The 5,356-nt window shown below is 64.2% G+C and carries 5 protein-coding genes; 4 read left to right on the plus strand and 1 reads right to left on the minus strand.

All coding sequences use genetic code 11. The features are described from left to right. The 4 genes from ACEW8N_RS12565 to ACEW8N_RS12580 all read left to right on the plus strand — a co-directional run. A partial coding sequence (locus ACEW8N_RS12565) for a putative baseplate assembly protein (RefSeq protein WP_373500173.1) occupies positions 1-2,229 on the plus strand: 2,229 nt, incomplete at its 5' end. Continuing rightward, positions 2,216-2,785 carry a phage tail protein gene (locus tag ACEW8N_RS12570; RefSeq protein WP_373500174.1) on the plus strand — a complete coding sequence of 190 codons (570 nt, stop codon included), beginning with the start codon at positions 2,216-2,218 and terminating at the stop codon, positions 2,783-2,785. The genes ACEW8N_RS12565 and ACEW8N_RS12570, both read left to right, overlap by 14 nt. Then, positions 2,782-3,594, plus strand: a complete 813-nt coding sequence (locus ACEW8N_RS12575) for a PASTA domain-containing protein (protein WP_373500175.1) — start codon at positions 2,782-2,784, stop codon at positions 3,592-3,594. Before ACEW8N_RS12570 ends, ACEW8N_RS12575 begins: the two co-directional genes overlap by 4 nt. Before the next feature lie 21 nt (positions 3,595-3,615). Beyond that, positions 3,616-4,317: a hypothetical protein gene (locus ACEW8N_RS12580; RefSeq protein ID WP_373500176.1), complete on the plus strand. Its 702-nt coding sequence runs from the start codon at positions 3,616-3,618 to the stop codon at positions 4,315-4,317. 68 nt (positions 4,318-4,385) lie between these two features. Here the strand turns inward: ACEW8N_RS12580 and ACEW8N_RS12585 are convergent, their stop codons facing one another. Next, positions 4,386-5,093, minus strand: a complete 708-nt coding sequence (locus ACEW8N_RS12585) for a hypothetical protein (RefSeq protein ID WP_373500177.1) — start codon at positions 5,091-5,093, stop codon at positions 4,386-4,388. Between the last annotated feature and the right edge of the window lie 263 nt (positions 5,094-5,356).

Below are 5,356 nucleotides of genomic sequence, written 5' to 3' on the forward strand. Positions count from 1 at the left end.
GAAGCGGCAAGCATCGCGCCCGGCGGGATATTCGCGGAGGTCCCCGCGCGCCACTGCGAACTGGTGGACGCGGAGCCGGCGGGCACCGGTACCGGATTGCCGGGCCTGGTGGTGAAGGTCGGCCGGCCGCCCATGATCGCTCCTGTCGCGGGGTCGAAGGATCTGGTGGTGGGGGTCGAAACCACGGCCGAGGAGCAGGAGACGCTCTCCGGCCCATTTGTTTCCCACGGCGGCAAAAGCTTTCGCATCTGGCGCGAGGTCGAGAACTTCTCGACGACCGGCGACGACCGGTTTGTCTATATGGTCGACCGGATGACCGGTGCCGTCATTTTTGCCCCCGCCCTTCGCAGGAGAACCTCCGAAGGCATGCTGGAAAGCGAGGCCGCCGCCCTGGCCGAATTCCCCGGGGCGAACCGCGAGATCCGGGTCTGGTACCAGTGCGGAGGCGGCGCGGGCGGCAATGTCATGGCGAACACCCTGACGACCCTCAAAGACCCCATTCCGGGGATGACCGTGACGAATCCCCTCCCGGCCACGGGGGGGCGGCAGGCAGAATCCCTGGAGAACGCCATGCGCCGCGGCCCCCAGGAGCTCCACACCCTTCAACGGGCCGTCACGGCCCGGGATTTCGAGCACATCGCGAGGCGCTCGTCGGGCGCCGTGGACCGCGCCCATGCTTTCACCAAGGCCATGCTCTGGACCTATGCCCGGCCGGGGACGGTCGAGGTCCTGCTGGTCCCCCACATTCCCGGCCAAATCCGGGACCGGGTCAGCATGGGCGATCTCCGGGCCCACGAGACCCCTGAGGCTCTCGATCAGATCCAGCGGGCCCTGGACGAGCGAAAGCCCCTCGGCACCGCCTGCATCGTGAAGTGGGCCCACTGCAAGCCCGTCAAGGTACGGGCCAGGCTTTCGGTTTACCGGGAGGAGGACCCCGCCGCCGTCCGGGAGCGGGTCCTGGATCGGCTCTTTCGCACCATCACTCCCCTGTCGACCACGCCGGAGGGGAACGGATGGCCCTTCGGCCGGCCCTTAACGCGCTGGGACATTTACCGGATCATCGACGAGGAGCCGGGGGTGAACTCCGTGTCGGACATCCGGCTGGTGGTCGACGAGGTGCCGGACCGCGATGTGAAAGCGGTCTGCGCCGACGCCTACCAGCGCGACACCTGGTATGCGGGCGCGGGCGAACAGCTCTTCCGGTCGACCAACACGGGCGACGGCTGGGAGTCTGTCGGCCGCTTCCCGAATGAACGCGTCGTCGCGGTAAAATCCTTCCCCAGGGAGACCGGCCTCCAGGATCGGTCCGGGCTCCTCGCCGTGGCCACCCAGATCACCGGTGCAACCGAGGAATCGGCCGTCCACGTTTCCCATGACTGTGGAGAGAGCTGGAAGGTAGGGCTCCGCATGACCTTCAGGGTGGACGATCTGGCCTGGGTGGAGCGGGAGACGGTCCCGGTCCTGCTCCTGGCGACCGAGCGGGGACTGTATGAACTCGCCGTTCACGAGGCTGCGGAGCCGTTCCAGGTGCTGGTGGCGCCGGATCAGCCCGCCCTCGGCTTCTATGCGGTCGCCGTGTCCACGGACGTGTGGGGGGGGACCAGCGTCGCCGTGGCGGCCCGCGGGGACAAGGGGGTCTACCTCTCCGACGGGGGCGGCAGGACCGGGACTTACCGGCTCCTGGGCCTCGAAGGCAAGATGGTGCGGCACGTCGCCTTTCAGCATTACAGCGCCCACCGGTACCTCTGGGCCTGCACGGCGGCCATCGGAAACGACCCCGGCCAGGCCGCTTTCCGATGGCTGATGACGGGCGCGGAGGAGAACCCCGAGGGATGGCGCCAGTTTGCCGGAAACTGGAATGCCGGCGGGTGCCGGGGGATCGCATTCCACGGTCCCGTGGTCCTGGCGGCGTCCCACCGGGGCGGCGTGCTGCGTCTCGATGTCACGGCCCCCGAGCCCGCATGGGAGCCCCCGACGATCAAATGCAACCTTCCCCTGAGGGGTCCCGAGCGCCTTTTCCAGCCCGTCGACGCCCTGGCCGTTGACCCGTCGAGCGGCGGCATGTTCGCAGCAGGCCTCGAGGGAATCTACCGAAGCCGCGACCATGGGAAGAGTTATGAGCATGTGTCGAGCAACACCTTTCTCGAACGGGTGACCCTGCCCGGAACGTGGCTCTTCTGTTCGGCCGAACACGATCTGGAGGTTGACAGCGAAGATGAAACAACGTGACATCGAAGGCCTTCTGCCCCATGTGTTTCAGCAGACCCTTCGCGACGGCGGCCCCCTGAACGCGCTGCTGGGCGTGATGGACATGCTGCACGAACCGGTGGAAAAGGTGCTGGCAAACCTGGCGGCTTTTTTCAACCCCCATACCGCGCCGGATATGTTCGTCCCGTATCTGGCCTGCTGGATGGATCTGGACCGGTTTTTTCCCCTGTACTGCGCCCAGGCCGAGGGGCTCCGGCGCCAGTCGGATCCCATCTCCTCCGGCAACGGCCGTCTGCGCGAATTGATTGCGGCGGCGGCCTTTCTGTCGCAGTGGCGGGGGACCGCCAAAGGGCTGAAGTGCTTTCTGGAGATCGCAACCGGGGTCGAAGGTTTCCAGTTGATTGAAAACAGGGATCAGGATGGCAACGCGCGTCCCTTTCATGTCCGCATCATCCTGCCGGGCGGCGCCGAGCCGCACCGGGCATTGATCGAAAGGATCGTCGCGCAGGAAAAACCGGCCTATGTCTCCTACGAGCTGGAGAGCGGGCCAACCATATCGGGAGGGGAGGAGCCATGAGCATCGTTTCCATCAAGGAGGTCAAAGGGGTGGTTACCTGCGGCGATGACGGGAAAGCCGCGCACGTCTTCAACGTCAAGAACAGCATGGAGACCAGAATCCGGATCGGGACGCAGATCGCTTCTGCCGAGCCTGCCGAAACGGCATGGCTTACGGTGGAAGGCCCCACCGAACGGGACCTGGAGCCGGATACCATGACCCAGTTTGTCGTGAACATCCAGGTCCCCCGGGGCTGCAAGCCGGGGAAATTCAGCTATCGGCTCAGGGTGTTCGACCCCGACAACCCCGGAGAAAAGTATACGGACGGCGAAAACGTCTATTTCGAGGTCGTGGAGAAGAAGCCGGTGGTGGTGGCGACAAACGGTGGAACCCAAAAACGCTGGATCTGGTATGTCGTCGCGGCTGTCGTCACGGTGGGGATCATCGGCGTCGCGATCAAGATATTCACGGATGAACCCGAGCCCGTGGTAAAGCAGGTGACGGTCCCTCAACTCGAGAAATCGACCCTGTTCGCCGCCCTGCAGAAGATCAACGCCGGCGGGCTGACCTTCAATGCGGAAACGGGTCTCTCCTCCCGCAGGGTTTCGAATCCGCAGCAGGTCGGGATTGTCGTGGGCCAGGAGCCGGCCGCCCTGACCCAGGTGCCTGAAAAAACCGAGGTCAAATTGTGGGTGGGCGCCGGCGGCAGATTCAGGATCGAAGACGTGATATCGCATCAGAACATGAATGAAGTGAAAACGATGAAGCATGTGGTCATCCCGCAGGTGATGTTGAATCGGACCATGGAACCCGAACCGGATAGCAACTGACGATAGGCAGGGACGGATATCATGACATCTCAAAAGCTTGTCCTGCTCATACTGGTATTGATCGCGGTCGCCTTCGCCGTCGGCGTCGGATCCCCCCTTCTGACGGGTTCAGGGGATGGGGAGAAGGATTTGACGAAGGAGGAGGCCATCGGCAAGGCGAAAGCTTATATGGGTTCCTGGGTGGGCTCCCTGTCTATGGGCCTCGATTTTCTGAGGCCGGCCCTGGACGTCAACCGGCTCACGCCGGCATCTCCGTGCCGGAAAGGTCAGAAAACCTTTCTGCTGGCGGATGACACGCCCTGCCGGGTTCAGATATCGAAGAAAGAAAGCGGGCTCCTGGACTGGATCGCGTTTGAAGAGATGGCGCTGCGGGCCGACCCGGCCCGGGTGAGCCTGCAGGTCTGCCATTGTGAAAAGTCGACCGGCCCCTTACCCCGGGGGGCGGGGCTGCGGGTGAGCCCCAAAAAGCTGGTGAAGTTCTCGGATCGGCTGAGGATCCCCCCGCGCGTCGGCACCGGGACGGTCGTTTCCCGGCGCCCCGAACTGGCGGTTTCCTATTTTCCGAAAGGGGAAGCCGTGGCCTCGGGCTGTGCCGGCGGGGAAATCCTGGTGTGTGAGGAGGTCGACGCCGCATCGCTGGTGATTCTCGAAGACGGCGGCACCGTCCAGCTGGCATGTGAGGGGTGCACGGCGGCGAACCCCGCGGCCGTTACCCTAAAGTAGCCGTCCCCCCTTTCGGCCTGCGGGAAAAAATCATTCCCGCAGGCCCGGGGGAACGTCGTCCCCCGGGATCATGCCCCTGCTTCCGCCTTGCGAAGCGCCTTCAGGATCGCGGGGATCGCGCCGACCAGATAGAAGATCGCCCAGATCAGCGTCAGCACCGAAAGGATGATGGCCCCGATGTCGTCTGTGATGCTCACCAGAAAGCGCGGGAAGAGCCCGTGCAGGAAGCTGAGGAGGACGGCGCCGAGCAGGGATGTCAGGATGATCAGGACGAGCCCCTTGTTCTCCAGAAATCGCTGATGGGCGAGGAACAGGAGCACGCAGAAGCCGATTTTCAGCGCCATGGCGAGGCTCAAGGTCGCCGCGGCGGCGGCCCGGTCGAAGCTCCCGTATTCCGCGAGATAGACGATCGTGCCGAAGGGAATGGCCAGCAGGAGGGAGACCATCAGCAAAAGCAGGGCCAGCGCGGCAAAGATCATGACGATGGACCCGAGGAGCATGAGAAACGAAAAGATGAGGGTGACCACCCCCTGTATGCGCCCGTGGAGGCGGTGGGTGATGATCAGCGGGGCCCCGACCAGGGCCACCGTGAAGAGCACCAGGGTGTCCAGAATGCCGAGGTAGAAGATGCCGCTGATGGTGTAAAGGCTTTCCGCGCGGGCACTGGCATCGGTCACGGGGCTGAGGTAGAACCCCGCACCCAGCTCCACCAGGACGGCGAGGGCGATGACAATGGCGGCGGCAAGCAAAAACGGTTTTCGCAGTTCGTCCAGCATGGCGTTCCTCCTTTGGGATGGGGAGGTGGAGGGAAGGGCCCATCCGGTCCGGCCGCAGGACGTGTTCCATGGCCGACGGAAGGCCGAAAGGATGTTTTTCATCCGGAAAGGCGTTCGACATGAAAAAAATCTTATATCAATATAGGTGGGTTCGAGCGGCTCTGTCAAGACTTGCCATCGGCTTCCTGGTACTTTTCGCCGCGTGCGAAAATACCGACGCCGGGAAAAGCGCCGGCCCGGCGGCGGGCGGCCGCGGCGCCCCG

The organism is Desulfococcus sp. (assembly GCF_041737845.1).
GTDB lineage: Bacteria > Desulfobacterota > Desulfobacteria > Desulfobacterales > Desulfococcaceae > Desulfococcus.